The organism is Bradyrhizobium mercantei (assembly GCF_001982635.1).
GTDB lineage: Bacteria > Pseudomonadota > Alphaproteobacteria > Rhizobiales > Xanthobacteraceae > Bradyrhizobium > Bradyrhizobium mercantei.
Genome location: NZ_MKFI01000012.1, coordinates 167158 through 180787, shown reverse-complemented (window position 1 = coordinate 180787; position 13630 = coordinate 167158). Strand labels below are relative to the sequence as shown.

General features: G+C 65.4%; 11 protein-coding genes. 8 read left to right on the top strand and 3 right to left on the bottom strand.

Annotated features, from left to right (window positions below; translation table 11 throughout):
• Positions 1-214 (bottom strand): helix-turn-helix domain-containing protein (locus BI327_RS42550; protein WP_159450525.1); only part of this gene is annotated, 214 nt, incomplete at its 3' end.
• A 1157-nt stretch (positions 215-1371) separates the two neighbouring features.
• Between BI327_RS42550 and BI327_RS38925 the strand changes: the two genes are divergently transcribed.
• A complete protein-coding gene (locus tag BI327_RS38925; RefSeq protein WP_076866922.1) occupies positions 1372-1587 on the top strand; it encodes a hypothetical protein in 216 nt (71 codons plus the stop codon).
• Between the two features lie 198 nt (positions 1588-1785).
• Here the strand turns inward: BI327_RS38925 and ilvD are convergent, their stop codons facing one another.
• Positions 1786-3630, bottom strand: coding sequence for a dihydroxy-acid dehydratase (gene ilvD / locus BI327_RS38920; RefSeq protein ID WP_076866942.1), 1845 nt, complete (start codon positions 3628-3630; stop codon positions 1786-1788).
• 201 nt (positions 3631-3831) lie between these two features.
• On the opposite strand from ilvD, the gene BI327_RS38915 reads away from it, so the two are divergent.
• Positions 3832-4389, top strand: coding sequence for a carboxymuconolactone decarboxylase family protein (locus BI327_RS38915; RefSeq protein WP_076866921.1), 558 nt, complete (start codon positions 3832-3834; stop codon positions 4387-4389).
• A 4-nt stretch (positions 4390-4393) separates the two neighbouring features.
• A complete protein-coding gene (locus tag BI327_RS38910) occupies positions 4394-5245 on the top strand; it encodes an SDR family NAD(P)-dependent oxidoreductase (RefSeq protein ID WP_076866920.1) in 852 nt (283 codons plus the stop codon).
• A 226-nt stretch (positions 5246-5471) separates the two neighbouring features.
• Here BI327_RS38910 and BI327_RS38905 read toward each other — a convergent pair whose 3' ends face one another.
• On the bottom strand, positions 5472-6467 hold the full coding sequence (locus BI327_RS38905) for a LysR family transcriptional regulator (protein ID WP_076866919.1): 996 nt from the start codon (positions 6465-6467) through the stop codon (positions 5472-5474).
• Between the two features lie 91 nt (positions 6468-6558).
• Between BI327_RS38905 and BI327_RS38900 the strand changes: the two genes are divergently transcribed.
• The 5 genes from BI327_RS38900 to BI327_RS38880 all read left to right on the top strand — a co-directional run bounded on the left by BI327_RS38900 (position 6559) and on the right by BI327_RS38880 (position 13578).
• The gene (locus BI327_RS38900) at positions 6559-7584 is read left to right on the top strand and encodes an ABC transporter permease (RefSeq protein WP_245335063.1); all 1026 of its coding nucleotides are present in this window, start codon (positions 6559-6561) and stop codon (positions 7582-7584) included.
• 78 nt (positions 7585-7662) lie between these two features.
• Complete coding sequence (locus BI327_RS38895; protein ID WP_076866941.1) at positions 7663-8685, top strand: sugar ABC transporter substrate-binding protein; 1023 nt, start codon at positions 7663-7665, stop codon at positions 8683-8685.
• A gap of 104 nt (positions 8686-8789) precedes the next feature.
• Complete coding sequence (locus tag BI327_RS38890) at positions 8790-10922, top strand: ABC transporter permease (protein WP_347337689.1); 2133 nt, start codon at positions 8790-8792, stop codon at positions 10920-10922.
• A complete protein-coding gene (locus BI327_RS38885) occupies positions 10922-12043 on the top strand; it encodes an SMP-30/gluconolactonase/LRE family protein (RefSeq protein ID WP_083742396.1) in 1122 nt (373 codons plus the stop codon). Before BI327_RS38890 ends, BI327_RS38885 begins: the two co-directional genes overlap by 1 nt.
• On the top strand, positions 12040-13578 hold the full coding sequence (locus tag BI327_RS38880; RefSeq protein WP_245335062.1) for a sugar ABC transporter ATP-binding protein: 1539 nt from the start codon (positions 12040-12042) through the stop codon (positions 13576-13578). Before BI327_RS38885 ends, BI327_RS38880 begins: the two co-directional genes overlap by 4 nt.
• Positions 13579-13630 lie beyond the last annotated feature (52 nt).

Here is a 13630-nt window from a genome sequence, read left to right as displayed (position 1 = left end):
CCGCGGTGCTGCGCGCAGGTGAGTTCTGCGGCCGACGCGATCGCTCCTGCAGTCCAACCATCCCGTCAAGCTGCCAACGCTCCAGCCACTTGTAGCCGGTCGTCGGACTGACGCCGAACCGGCGGCACAGCTGCCGAACGTTGGCTCCTTCGACCGAAGCCAGCATCACAAACTCCAATCGCTCGTCCATCCGGGACACCTCGCGGAACGGCATCCGACAGCCTCCATATTTTGCTGTCGAAAGTGTCCACGATGTCTCCGAACACCCGTCCACCATCTCCCCGGTCTGAACAGCGGGAGAGGGTGGGGAGAGGGGTAGCCCCGGGCGAGAGCGTCGATGAATGCACCGCTGTCGCAATCCCGATCGCGCGTCGTCGGAGCCCATAGAGAGAGTGCGCCGTGCGGCCCCCCTCTCCCTAACCCTCCCCCGCAAGGGGGGAGGGAACCCTGCCGTTGGTGCGTCCCTCACTAGGGAGGCGGGCCTCAGCGGCACGCAGCCAAAAAATCGAAAAACAACCCCATGCAAAGGAGCCGGCGGTCGCCGGCGTTCGGTCAGGCAACTTGACGCGTCGGGCAACTCGGGGATACATTTCCAATATTCCGAAATTGCTTCGACGTCCTGCGTTGCCTTATCGATCCCGAGGTGTGGCCGATGTATGCGAAGCGGCTCGAGAAGATGTTCGGGTTTATGCCGGGGGAGTTGAAGTCGAAATTCAGCCGCTGTGTCAGGTGAGCACGCTGGCCAGGCTCCCTCTCTCCTTGCGGGAGAGGGTGGGGAGAGGGGTGGCCCCGGGCGAGACGATTGACGACGGCACGACCGTCGCAATTCGGAGCCCGCGGCGCTTCGAACGCAAAGTGGAGAGCGTGCGCCGTGTGGTACCCCTCTCCCTAACCCTCCCCCGCAAGGGGGGAGGGAACCCTACCGTTTGTGCGTCCCTCGCCAGCAAGGCGCGAAGCATGAGGCCGCGGTCCCAAAAACGCCGGAGAAAATCTCCGTCGTTGAGGCGTCAATCGAGACAACAAATCCACTGTCAAACAACCGCCCCGCAACGTGCCCGTTGTTATTTTCCCTGAGATATCGACGGCTTAGCCCGATATCGCCATCTTCCCCGTGTGCCTGGCCATTCCGGGCCCGGAAGGAAGATGTGTCATGCGACAGGTCCAGTCATTGCTCCGCAACGCGCCCGCGAAGATCGGCCGCCGTCTTGCGCAGATCGTCGCGATCGCTGCCGCCAGCCTGCCGCAGGCCGGCGCCTAGTTTTCCACTGCTGACGAAGCGCCGCAGCCGCGGGCGCCGAATTAACTCACCCCCATTTCGCATTAGTGCTAAAGCGGTACTCCCGGCTCTTCCGGTCCAGCGGGGAGGGTTCCATGTCACGCTTCGTCGTTCATTTCATGAAGGACGTGCTCGGCGGCAATGGCCGCCAGCGCGAGGTCTGCCAGGGTGCGCTCGAGATCGACGCTTTGAGCGAAGGCCAGGCGACCGAGATGGCCAAGGTCAAATTCTGTCAGGAACAATCCCTGTGCGACTGGTCACTGCATGCCGACCGCATCCGGATCGAGGCGGCTGACTTGCACGTGAGCTGACGCGTTCGCGCGCGAGCACACTCGATTGGCATCGAAAATCACCTCTCCCTTGGGAGAGGTCGGCGCGTAGCGCCGGGTGAGGGGTTACGATCTCTCCGATGAGCTGCGGCCCCTCACCCGATTTGCTGCGCAAATCGACCTCTCCCCGCTGGGGAGAGGTAAGGGAAAGCTACGGCGCCCCGGATAACGTCGAGCGTATCACTCCGGCAGGATGCGCACCGCACCCTTCGCGGCGCTGCTGGCGAATGCCGCATAGGCCTTCAGCGCGGTCGAGACGGCGCGCTTGCGCGGCGCCGCCGGCTTCCATGCCGCATTGCCCTTGGCTTCCATCGCTGCGCGACGGCGCTTGAGCTCGGCGTCATCGACCTTGAGGTTGACCTTGCGGTTCGGGATGTCGAACTCGATGATGTCGCCTTCCTCGACCAGGCCGATCAGGCCGCCTTCGGCGGCTTCCGGCGAGACGTGGCCGATCGACAGGCCCGACGATCCGCCGGAGAAGCGGCCGTCGGTGATCAGCGCACAGGCCTTTCCGAGCCCCTTCGACTTCAGATAGCTGGTCGGGTAGAGCATCTCCTGCATGCCCGGGCCGCCGCGCGGACCTTCATAGCGGATCAGCACGACATCGCCGGCCTTCACCTTGTTGGTGAGGATGGCGTCGACCGAGGCGTCCTGGCTCTCGAAGATGCGGGCCGGCCCGGAGAACTTCAGGATGCTCTGATCGACGCCGGCGGTCTTCACGATGCAGCCGTCTTCGGCGAGATTGCCGAACAGCACGGCGAGGCCGCCGTCCCTGGAATAGGCGTGCGCGGCGTCGCGGATGACGCCGCCTTCGCGGTCGACGTCGACCTCGTCGAAGCGGCGGTCCTGGCTGAAGGCTTCCTGGGTCGGCACGCCGCCGGGAGCTGCGCGATAGAAGTTGCGCACCTTGTCGCTCGTGGTCCGCACCACGTCCCAGCGGTTCAACGCGTCGTCGAGCGTCGCGGCGTGCACGGTCGGGCCGTCGGTCGTGAGCAGCCTGGCGCGGTCGAGTTCGCCGAGGATCGCCATGATGCCGCCGGCGTGATGCACGTCCTCCATGTGGACGTCCTGCACCGAGGGCGCGACCTTGCAGAGCACCGGCACCTTGCGCGACAGACGGTCGATGTCGGCCATCGTGAACGGCACCTCGCCCTCGCGCGCGGCGGCGAGCAGATGCAGCACGGTGTTGGTCGAGCCGCCCATCGCGATGTCGAGCGTCATCGCGTTCTCGAACGACTTGAAGTTCGCGATGTTGCGCGGCAGCACCTTGGCGTCGTCCTGCTCGTAATAGCGGCGGGCGAGATCGACGATCAGGTGGCCGGCCTCGACGAACAGGCTCTTGCGGTCGGCATGGGTCGCCAGCACCGAGCCGTTGCCGGGCAGCGCCAGGCCGAGCGCCTCGGTCAGGCAGTTCATCGAATTCGCGGTGAACATGCCGGAGCAGGAGCCGCAGGTCGGACAGGCCGAGCGCTCGATCACCTCGACGTCTTCGTCCGACACGTTGGAGTCGGCGGCCGCGACCATCGCGTCGATCAGGTCGACCGCGCGCTTCTTGCCCTTGAGCAGGATCTTGCCCGATTCCATCGGGCCGCCCGAGACGAACACGGTCGGGATGTTGAGGCGCAGCGTCGCCATCAGCATGCCGGGCGTGATCTTGTCGCAGTTGGAGATGCAGACCATCGCGTCGGCGCAATGCGCGTTGACCATGTACTCGACGCTGTCGGCGATCAGCTCGCGCGAGGGCAGGCTGTAGAGCATGCCGTCATGGCCCATGGCGATGCCGTCGTCGACCGCAATCGTGTTGAATTCCTTGGCGACGCCGCCGGCCTTCTCGATCTCGCGCGCGACCAGCTGGCCGAGATTCTGCAAATGGACGTGGCCGGGCACGAATTGGGTGAAGGAATTGACCACCGCGATGATCGGCTTGCCGAAATCCTCGTTCTTCATGCCGGTGGCGCGCCAGAGGCCGCGTGCACCCGCCATGTTGCGGCCGTGGGTGGTGGTGCGGGAGCGATAGGCGGGCATCATAAATCCTTGGGCTATGGTCATTTTTTAAGGGAGATGGCGGTTCTTATGCCCGCCCGTGGATGCGGATTCAAGCGCGGAACCGCATGGCTGAACCCCGCAATTCGGACAAGGCCGGACGGTCGGCTTGATCTCGGTCGGCGCTGTGCTTTACGTGATGAACACCGGCGCGCCGGATAGCAAGAACAACGGGAGAGACGCGTGGCAAGACTGCCCCTGATTGATCCGGACACGACCGGCGGAGACATCCGCGCCTCGTTCGACCGCATGCCGGTCAAGCTCAACATCTTCCGCATGATGGCGCACGCCGAGGCCAACATGATCCCGGCGATGCGGCTCGGCAATTCGATCCTGCACAAGCAGAAGCTCTCCGCGGTCAACCGCGAACTGCTGATCCTGCAGGCCGCGCAGCTCGAGGGCGGCGCCTATGAATGGCGCCAGCATGTGCCGATCGCGCTCGGCGTCGGCGTCAAGCAGGCGCAGATCGACGCGGTCGAGCGCGGCAATTACGAGGATGCGGCACTGAATGCGGCCGAGCGCGCGCTGCTGACCTTCGGCCGCGAGGTGGTCGAGAATGTGCGCGTCGGCGACGCCGTGTTCGCGGGTGTACGCAAGCATTTCAGCGATCAGGAGATCGTCGAGGCGATCGTCACGCTCGGCTTCTACATGATGATGGCGCGGGTGACCGAGGCGACCGAGACCGATCTCGATCCGGCCGCCGGCATGGCCGTGTTCGACGCCGGCAAGACGCGGGGGTGATGCGATGTCGGAGACTTCGCAAGATGGCAAACCGGAGCGCTACGTCCGTCCGCTGAGCGCGGAATCGTCAGGCACCGCGCCGGGCAGGGGACGCCTCGACGGCCGCCGCATCCTGGTGGTCGGCGGCGGCCAGCGCGTGTTCGACGCCGCGACCGATCCGATCGGCAACGGCCGCGCCATGAGCCTGCTGTTCGCCCGCGAGGGCGCGCAAGTCGCGGTCGCCGACCTCAATCGTGCCTCCGCCGAGGACACGGTCGCGCGCATCACGGCTGACGGCGGTCGCGGTTTTGCGATCGCCGCCGACGTCACCCAGGAGGCCGACGTCATCAGGATGATCGACGAGGCGCACCACGCGATGGGCGGGCTCGACGGCATGGTGCTGAACATCGGCACCTTCGGCAAGACCGGGCTCGACAATGTCAGCGCCGAGGAATGGAACAGGATCTACGACGTCAATGTCCGCGGTCCGATGCTGTGTTGCCGCGCCGCTCTGCCGAAATTCGCAGACGGCGGTTCAATCGTCTTCATCTCCTCGATCGCAGCGCTGAAGGCAGGATCGCAGATGGCGGTGTATGACTCTTCCAAGGCCGCGCTCGGCGGCCTGATGCGCAACATCGCGCACACCGGCGCGCGGCGCGGCATCCGTGCCAACCTGGTCTATCCTGGCCTCGTCGACACGCCGAACGGCCGCGAGGCCGGGGCGGGCCGGCCGTCGCGCGGCAAGGGCCACGTTCCGTTCGGCCGCCAGGCGACCGCGTGGGAGATCGCCTACGCCGTGCTGTTCTTCATGTCGGACGAGAGCGTCTATGTCACCGCGCAGACGCTGGCGGTGGATAGTGGGCTGAGCGGGCTCTAAAGCACAAGTAACCGCGACGGTGCCGCTCTCTCCCCCTCTCCCCGTTCTTACGGGGAGAGGGTTGGGGTGAGGGGCTGTCTCCGCGTATTCGGCGGCAGCTGTGTTCGCGGAGGCTCCCCCTCACCCGGAACGCATCTAACGATGCGTTCCGACCTCTCCCCGCAGGCGGGGCGAGGTGAAGTGGGGTCCGCTGCTTGCTTCGGAGCAGAGTCGATGCATGTCACTGTTATTCAGCGGCTAGATTCGTCGGCACCGGGATTCCCACCTTCGGGCCCGTCTTGGCCGTACGCCGGCTCTTCTTGCTGAAGCGGCTGCCGGCCAGCAGCGCGGCGGCGGCGCGGAGTTGCTCGCGCAGCCATTGATTGGTGGTGTCGCCCTCGGCGGTGGCGTGCCAGTAGAGATAATTGACGTGCGGGCTGATCGGGAACGGGCAGGGGAAGCACTGCAACAACCCGGGGTCCTCCAGCACCGAAGCGGCGCTTTCGGATGCCGTCAGCAGCATGTTGCTGCGGCTCACGACGTGGCAGGCGGTCGCGAAATTCTGGCAGGTCAGGCGGACGGTGCGGGTCAGGCCGAGACGCTGCAGCTGGAAATCCTCAAACGACATGCCGCTGCGCCGCGACGTGACGCAGACATGCTCCATGCGCATGTAAGCCTTCTTGTCGAGCCGCGCGCGGAGCTCGGGATGGCCGCGGCGGGCGAACACCGCGATGTGCTCGGTCAGGATCTGCTCGCGGCGCACCTCGGTCGAGAGCGGCAACAGCGTATCGATCGCGACGTCGAGCGTGCCGGCGGCAAGCTCGCGCTCCAGATTGTTGCGCTCGCTGCGCACGGTAGCAATCTCGACCAGCGGCGCGACGCTGCTGATCCGGTTGATCAGCGCGCTCAGCATCGGCGCCTCGAGATTGTTGCGCAGCCCGATCACGAACCGCTTCGGCGTCCTGGCCGGATCGAACCGGTTGGTGTGGGTGAGCGTCGTCTCCAGGCCGTTGAGCGCCTGGCGCACGGTGGTGATGATCTGGCGTGCCAGCGGCGTCGGCGTCATCACATGATGGCGCCGCACAAACAGCGGATCGTTGAACATCGCGCGCAGCCGGCTCAACGCATGGCTCACCGCGGGCTGCGTCAGGTTGAGGCGGAAGCAGGCACGGCTGACGCCGCCCTCGGTGTAAACCGCGTCGAACACCACGAACAGGTTCAGATCGATGTCGCGTACATGCATGGAAATAATCAATCCGTATCCGTCGAATGCATTTGACGAATATGAGTTGGCACTCTTAAAGTCTCAAGCAAAATAATACCTGGAGGAAACGATGAGCGTGCAATCGCCATCGCGCGGCGTTGCTGTCCCTGCGGCATCATCTCGCTCGGGCTCGATGTTCGCAAAGCCGAGCCAGGAGCAGATCGTGCTCCTGATCACGATCGCGCTTCTGGTCGTGTTCGGCCTGACGTTGAACGGCTTTGCCACCGTCTCCAATCTCCTCAATCTGTTGCGCAGTATTTCCATCCTCGGCGTGCTCGGCCTCGGCATGGGGCTGATCGTGATCAGCCGCGGCATCGACCTCTCGGAGGTCGCGATCATGGCGGGTTCCTGGGCGATCGCGCTGATCTACATGCAGAACGGCATGCCTGTTTTCACGGCAGTGCTGCTGGCGCTGGCAATTGCGGTGCTGATCGGCGTCGTCAACGGCGTGATGGTGGCCTTCGTCGAGGCGCCGGCGCTGTTCGTGACGCTGGCCGCCGGCTTCGTGATCTATGGCCTGGCGTTCTGGATCGCTCCTGCCTGGGTGGTCTACGCGCCGAAGGACGCGCCGGGCCTGATGTATCTCGGCGCCGGACGGCTGTTCGGCGTCCCGGTTCCAATCCTGGTGTTCGCGGTCGCAGCGATCGCAATGCACTTGTTCCTGTCGCGCACCTCGATCGGCCGTTTCATCTATGCGCAGGGCGACAATCCGGAGGCCGCGCGGCTGACCGGCATCCCGCTGCGGCCGCTGATCGTGCTGGAGCACGTGCTGGTTGCGCTGCTCGCCTGGATTGCAGGCCTGGTCTGGGTCGGCACCACGGGCAGCATGCAGATGGCGATCACGCAAGGGACCATGATCTTCGACGTCGTGCTGGTCGTCGTGATCGGCGGCATCAGCCTGATCGGCGGCCGCGGCAGCGTGTTCAGCGTCGTGGTCGGCTGCATCCTGATCGGCACGCTGCTCAACGCCTTCACCATCATGGACGTCAACAGCGAGGTGCAGAACATCATCAAGGGCGTGGTGCTGCTGGCGGCGATCGTGCTCGACAACTGGCTGCATCCCCGCGACGAGGAGACCGCGCGGCAAGGGGACTGAAACAGGGCGATGGGCCCTTCGCGCCAATCAATCAGAACAATTCCAAATCAATCAAAAGAATTTTGTGTGGAGGAGACGATGAAGACGACCAAGTTCTGGACGATGTTGCTTGCCGGGGTGGCGCTCGCAGCGGTGCCGTTCGCGGCATCCGCGCAGGATGAAGGCACCAAGGCCGGGCGCGAATTGCGTGGCGCCTACGACAAGGCGCTGCAAGGCAAGACCATCGCCTATCTGCCGATCGCGCTCGGCGTGCCGCTGTCCGACGAATGGGGCCGCGTGGTGCAGGAAGAGGCCGAGTGGCGCGGCATGAAGTACATCGTGCGCGATCCCAACAACAATCCGTCCGCGATGCAGCAGGCGCTGACCGCGCTGGTCGACCAGAAGCCTGATGTGCTGATCGTGCAGAATCCGAGCGTGACGCTGCTGATGAAGGACCTCAAGCGCGCCGAAGCCCAGGGCACGCATGTGATCCAGGTCAACATGGCCTCGAACTACAAGTCCGGCGCGTTCGTCGGCGTCGACTGGCGCGAGATCGGCAGGATGCTCGCCAACGAGACCGTCAAGGCCTGCGGCACCGGTTCCGGCAAGTCGGGCAAGGTGCAGATCGTGCAGGGCGAACTGACCGCAGCCGCCAGCGTCGACCAGGTCGGCGCCATCATGGACGTCCTGAACAAGGACCCCAACATCAAGGTGGTGTCGAACCAGGCGGCGAACTGGGACGCCAACACCGCGCTCAACATCACCGCCACCGTGATCCAGCAGCATCCCGACCTCTGCGCTTCGATCGGTTTCTGGGGCATCATGGAGTCGGGTGCCGCGCAGGCGATCCGCAATGCCGGCAAGATCGACGATGTCAAGGTGTTCGCCTCGGGCGAGGGTTCGCAGCTTGATTGCGACCAGGTCAACTCGGGCAATTTCGACAAATTCCTGAGCTACAAGGCCACCGAGCAGGGCCACGATCTGATGTTCGCGGCCGAGACGCTGCTGATGTCCAACGACAAGCCCGGCACGAAGAACCTGTCCTATTACACGCGGCCGATCTGGCTCGATAAGTCGAACGCCTCCGGCGCCAACTGTTTCGCGCTACCCAAGAAAAACTAACAAGGCGCGAGGCAGCCGGCGCGGGGGGCATTCCCGCGCCGGCTGTGACAAGGATCAGAATCCGGACACGTGAACCGGATCGAGGGAGTGCTTTGGCGATGTCGATGGCAGTTGATTCCTTTTCCGCGTCGGTGCGGCGGTTCTCACCCCGGCTCCTGCTGTCGGAACTGTTGCTGAAACAGTGGTTCGAGCCGGTCGTCCCCTTCACCGTGATGATCGGACTGTGGGCCTATTTCGCGCTCACCATTCCCGACTATGCCTCGGTGCAGAACTCGGTGTCGCTGCTGCGGCTGTTCGCCGAATTCGGCTTCGTCGCGCTGGCGATGGGCTTCTGTCTCGTCACGGGCGGCATCGACCTTTCGGTCGGCGCGATCTTCGCGCTGTGCAATTTCGCGGCGCTGTATTTCCTCTTGGTGCGCGAATGGCCGGTCGGCCTCGCGGTGCCGGCGACGCTTCTGGTCGGCGCGCTGCTCGGCAGCATCAATGGCTTCCTGATCGGCTTCCTGAAGACGCGGCCGTTCCTGACCACGCTGGTGACGCTGATCATCCTGCGCGCCTCGGTCAACCTGCTGAACACCAGCTACGCCCAGGTGTTCGCGACCAATTCGGTCGAGAGCGACGCCTGGGATTTCATCGGCGGCGGCAGCGTGCTCGGCATTCCCGTCAATGCGGCGACGCTGTTCGTGGTGCTCCTGATCTGCCACGTCTTCCTGTCTCGCTCGCGCTATGGCTGGCATCTCACCGCGATCGGCGCCAGCCGCAAGGCGGCGCGTCACGCCGGCATCCGCGTCCGCTTGATGCTGTTCATGACCTATGTGCTGTCGGGCACGCTGTGCGCGGCGAGCGGCATCTTCTACGCGGCGCGCCAGGCCTCGACGGATTCCACCACCGGCGTGGGCTGGGAATTCCAGGCGCTGACCGCCGTGGTGCTCGGCGGCGTGTCGCTCGCCGGCGGCAAGGGCACGGTGTGGCGGGCGATGATCGGCGCGCTGATCATCTTCCTCCTGATCAACGGCCTCGTGCGCATGGGCATCCCGGGCTACGTCACCTCGGCGGTGACGGGCATGATCCTGCTCGCCGCCGTCGGCATCGACGTCAAATGGTCGAAGAACCGCGGCAAGGCGATCCAGAAGATCTATGTCAATCCGGCCTTCGTGCCGCTCGCCTCGGCGCCCGCGGTGCAGCCCGGCACGACCTCGCCCTACGCGCAGAACGACCGGCTGATCAACGCGCAGGCGATCGGCGTCGATCAGGTCGAGGGTCCCGAGGACGTCATCCTCGACCGCCAGGGCCGGCTCTACGGCTCGACCCGCGACGGCAACGTCATCCGCTTCTCCGGGCCGAATTTTGAAACCCGCGAGGTGTTCGCCCATATCGGCGGCCGGCCGCTCGGCATGCAGTTCGATCGCGACGAGAATCTGATCGTCGCCGTCGCCGGCATGGGCGTCTATGGCGTCGCGCCCGACGGCCGCATCTTCAAGGTCACCGACGAGACCAACCGCACCTGGTACAAGCTGAACGACGATAGCCGCCTGCGCATGGCCGACGACCTCGACATCGCGCCGGACGGCAAGATCTATTTCAGCGACTGCACCACGCGCTACGAGATGACCACCAACACCCTCGACATCCTCGAGGGCCGGCCGAACGGCCGCGTGGTCTGCTACGACCCGGCGACCAAGACCACCCGCACGGTGATCAACCACTTCTACTTCCCGAACGGGATCTGCGTGTCCCACGACGGCAAGTCGATCCTGATCGCGTCGACCTCGCTGTGCAAGGTGTTCCGCCACTGGATCGACGGGCCGAACAAGGGCAAGACCGAAGTGCTGATGGACGAGCTGCCGGGCAATCCCGACAACATCAACCGCGCCTCCGACGGCACCTACTGGCTGGCGCTGGTCGGCATCCGCACCCCGACGTTCGATCTCTCCTGCCGCAAACCCGGCTTCCGTTTGCGCATGGTCAAGCAGGTGCCGACCGACGAATGGCTGGCGCCCGCGCTCAACCATGGCTGCGTGCTGAAGTTCAACGAGAAGGGCGAGGCGCTGGAGTCGTGGTGGGACCCGACCGGCATCTCGCATTCGACCCTGACCTCGATGCGCGAGCACCAGGGCTATCTCTATCTCGGCGGGCTCGAGAACAACCGGATCGGCCGCATCAAGCTCGACGGCGTCGACGACAGCTGGACCGGCTACGATGCCTATTGGGGCGCAAAGAGCAGGGTGACGAAATAATGGGATTCTTCGATCATCTGCTGCGCGATATCCGCAGCGTCATCGACCGTGACGGCGGCCAGAACGCGATCCCGCCGCTCGACGGCGCGCTGAGCCCGAACGACCGGCTCGACGCTGCCGTGCCGATCGGTGAGCCGCTGCCCGGCGTCGACGACGTGATCGCCGCCGGCGACGGCGCGATCTATGTCTCCGCCGGCCGCCAGGTGCTGAAGCTCAGCGGCGCGGATTTCTCGACCCGCGCGGTCATTGCCGAGTTCGAGGATGATGCGGGCGGGCTCGCGCTGCATCCGGACGGCCGCCTGCTGGTCTGCGTCGCGGGCAGGGGGCTTGCCGCGATCGATCCCGCAAAGCCCGTGCCGCGCTGGCTGGATGCAGTCGGCGGCAGCGCGCTCACCGGGTTGCTGTCGGTGACGGCGGCGCCCGATGGCCGTATCTATGCCGTCGAGGGCAGCGTCGGTCGCCGCCCCGGCGAGTGGCGGCACGATCTGATGGAGAAGCGCGCCAACGGCCGCCTCATCAGCTGCGGCGCCGGCCTCGACAATCCGCAGATGCTGCTGCGCGACCTGCCATATCCCTATGGCGTGATGGTCTCGCCCGACGGCAACAGCCTGTGGCTCACCGAAAGCTGGGCGCATCGCCTCAGCAAGTTCGCGCTCACGCCGAACGGACTTGGCCCGCGCGAGAGCGTCGCCGCCAACATGCCGGGCTATCCGGCGCGGCTGCATCCCGACGGCCATGGCGGGCTGTTGCTCGCGATGTTCGCGCGCCGCACCCATCTGATCGAATTCGTGCTCAAGGAAGACGATTTCCGCGAGGAGATGATGGCGACGATGCCGCCGGATTACTGGGTGGCGCCGGCGCTGGTCGGCGGCAGCGATTGCCTGGAGCCGATGCAGATCGGCAGCGTCAAGGCGCTCGGTATCCAGAAGCCGTGGGCGCCGCCGCGCTCCTACGGCCTGCTGGTGCATCTCGACGCCGAGGGCGATGCGACCGACAGCCTGCACAGCCGCGCCGGCGGCCGCTTCCACGGCATCACCGCCGCTTGCGCTGTGCCCTCCGGCGTCGTGATCGCCGCGCGCGGCGCGGGACGGCTGCTGCGCACCACGGGAGACCTGCGATGAATGACGGCGTGATGCAGGCGGCGACCGCAACCCAATCCGCAACCCGCGAGCCGGTGCTGCGGATCAGCAACGGCTCCAAGATCTATGGCGGCGTCCACGCCATCGAGGGCGTCGATTTCGATCTCTATCCCGGCGAGGTGCATGCGCTGGTCGGCGAGAACGGCGCCGGCAAGTCGACGCTGTGCAAGGCGATCGCGGGCGCGATCAATCTCACCTCCGGCGACTATCTGCTCGACGGCAAGCCCGCCAATTTCGAGCAGCCGCGCGACGCGCTCGATGCCGGCATCTGCATGGTCTATCAGGAGACCAGCCTGGTGCCGACCATGACGGCGGCGCAGAACATCGAGCTCGGCAACGAGAAGCTGCTGACGCGCTTCCGCACCCTGAACATCCAGGCCCAGCAACTGTTGCAGTCGCTCAACTTCCATGTCGATCCGGCGACGCCGGTGGCGCTGCTCGGCACCGCCAAGAAGCAGATGGTGGAGATCGCGCGCGCGATCTACAACAAGGCGCGCATCATCATCTTCGACGAGCCGACCGCGTCGCTGACGCCGGAGGAGATCGTCCACTTCTTCCATCTGGTGCGCGACCTGCGCGCCCGCGGCGTTTCGATCATCTACATATCCCATGCGCTGGAGGAATCGCTGCAGATCGCCGACCGCATCACCGTGCTGCGCGACGGCAAGCTGGTGATCACGGCGCCCGCCAGGCAGCTGACCCGCGATGCGCTGGTGCAGCACATGGTCGGCCGCGAGGTGGCGCAGGCGGTCTATGGCGGCAAGGCCAAGACCCATCAGCGCCGCGAGAAGGTGCTGACGGTCGAGAACGTCACCATGGGCATGGCGGTCAAGAACATGTCGTTCTCGGTCTATGCCGGCGAGGTGGTCGGCATCGCCGGCCTGATCGGCTCCGGCCGCACCGAGATCGCCAAGATCATCTACGGCGCGCTGAAGCGCAACCTGGTCAATGGCGGCACCATAAGGCTGCGCGGAAAACCGATCCGCTACCGCGTGCCGCGGCAGGCGATCAATGACGGCATCGCCTACATCACCGAGGACCGCAAGGCCAACGGCTTCTTCGAGACCATGGTGGTCGACGACAACGTCTATATCGGCAGCCTCGCCACGCGGAAGGGCTGGAGCTTTCTGCTGTCGCGCGCCAAACGCAGCAAGCTCGCCAACTACTGGGTCGACCGGCTCAAGATCAGCGCGCTGCAGCGCAAGGCGCGGATCATCGAGCTGTCCGGCGGCAACCAGCAGAAGGTGGTGCTGGCCAAGACGCTGGTGCAGGAGCCATCGATCATCTTCTTCGACGAGCCGACCCGCGGCGTCGACGTCGGCACCATCCCGCACATCCACGGCGAAATCCGCCGCCTCGCCGACGAGGGCAAGGCGGTGGTGGTGATCTCGTCCTACCTGCCGGAGATCCTCGCGGTGTCCGACCGCATCCTGGTCGCCCGCACCGGCCGTATCGTCGCCGAGTTCGACGCGGCGGATGCGACCCAGGACAAGATCCTGTACGCCGCGGTGCATTGAGGGCGCGCGGCGGCGCCGCGGCCTTCCCCATCGTCATTCCCCGGTGCGCAAG

Coding starts and splice junctions, on each gene's coding strand:
- BI327_RS38925 (WP_076866922.1), top strand. CDS start 1,372: ATGTCACGCTTCGTCGTTCATTTCATGAAGGACGTGCTCGGCGGCAAT.
- ilvD (WP_076866942.1), bottom strand. CDS start 3,630: ATGCCCGCCTATCGCTCCCGCACCACCACCCACGGCCGCAACATGGCG.
- BI327_RS38910 (WP_076866920.1), top strand. CDS start 4,394: ATGTCGGAGACTTCGCAAGATGGCAAACCGGAGCGCTACGTCCGTCCG.
- BI327_RS38905 (WP_076866919.1), bottom strand. CDS start 6,467: ATGCATGTACGCGACATCGATCTGAACCTGTTCGTGGTGTTCGACGCG.
- BI327_RS38900 (WP_245335063.1), top strand. CDS start 6,559: ATGAGCGTGCAATCGCCATCGCGCGGCGTTGCTGTCCCTGCGGCATCA.
- BI327_RS38895 (WP_076866941.1), top strand. CDS start 7,663: ATGAAGACGACCAAGTTCTGGACGATGTTGCTTGCCGGGGTGGCGCTC.
- BI327_RS38890 (WP_347337689.1), top strand. CDS start 8,790: ATGGCAGTTGATTCCTTTTCCGCGTCGGTGCGGCGGTTCTCACCCCGG.
- BI327_RS38885 (WP_083742396.1), top strand. CDS start 10,922: ATGGGATTCTTCGATCATCTGCTGCGCGATATCCGCAGCGTCATCGAC.
- BI327_RS38880 (WP_245335062.1), top strand. CDS start 12,040: ATGAATGACGGCGTGATGCAGGCGGCGACCGCAACCCAATCCGCAACC.